This window comes from Dehalobacter sp., assembly GCA_023667845.1.
Lineage (GTDB): Bacteria > Bacillota > Desulfitobacteriia > Desulfitobacteriales > Syntrophobotulaceae > Dehalobacter.
In genome coordinates, this window is sequence record JAMPIU010000087.1 from 1 (window position 1) to 1,097 (window position 1,097).

1 protein-coding gene is annotated in these 1,097 nt (G+C 46.7%); it reads left to right on the forward strand.

Going from position 1 to position 1,097, the window contains the following annotated elements; all coding sequences use genetic code 11:
• On the forward strand, positions 1–767 hold a 767-nt coding region (locus NC238_06645; GenBank protein ID MCM1565616.1), incomplete at its 5' end, for an ASKHA domain-containing protein.
• Between the last annotated feature and the right edge of the window lie 330 nt (positions 768–1,097).

Here is a 1,097-nt window from a genome sequence, read left to right on the forward strand (position 1 = left end):
CGAACGGAAAGCTGATTCTGGGCCCTGGAATTGAGATCACTGAGAATGATGTCGAAGAAGCCGGAAAAGCTATTGGGGCAATCCGGGCTGCCCATATGACCCTGATCGTTGAATCCGGAATTAAGTACGAAGACCTGGAGTACGCATATATGTCAGGAGCCTCCGGAGCCTATGTGGACGCTGAAGATGCACGCAGGCTTGGGGCCGCACCGGGATATGCAAAAAAAATTGTCCAGTTCGGAAATACCTCGCTTGCGCTTGCCAGGGAACTTGTTCTGGAAAAATCCAGGCTGGATGACGTAATTTCGATTGCAAAGAAAATTACTGCCGACCACCTTATGATGGCGACCAGCGAGACTTTCAACAATTTCTACCTCTGCGAGCTTTCCTACTGGACCCAGGGCATGCCCCTTGAGATGTACGATCAGATGCTTGAACTCTACGGCCTGCCTCTCCTTCCGAAAATTCTTGAACACATAAATATTGAAAAACGAGTCAGTAAAGACATAGAACAGGTAGGACCAGGCGGGCTTGCCATCCTCAAAGAAATAGGCATAATCCTCGAAGTCCCGGTGGAAAAGTGCATCTACTGCAAAAAATGCGTAAAAGAATGTCCCGAAGCTGCTCTTGAAATCGTAGAAAGAGACGGCCAGAGAATCGCAAAATATGACAGCCAGAAATGCCTTGGAACAAGCTGTCGTCGCTGTGTCAGCATCTGTCCCGAAGACGCTATCGATATAGCGAAACTGCAAATTACATCGAAATAAACTATGGCGGGAATTAGATTCCCATTAATTTTTCTTACTTTTCACCTTCTCTTCACTTGGCGCAACCGTTGACCCGCAACCGTTGACCCGCAACCGTTGACCCGCAACCGTTGCGCCGGTTGATCACACCGAATAGGGCTTAAGGATAAGGATCTCAAACTCAAAGGTTGCAAGGGTTTTCGATCAAACCTTTTTTGAAAAGGTTTGCGGTCAAGCCTTTTTTTAAAAGGGTTGTGATCACGCCGGATAAATTTTGGGGATAAGGCTCTCAAACTCAAACATTGCTATGAGTTTTCGATCAAACCTTTTTGAGAAGGTTTGCAGGTAAAT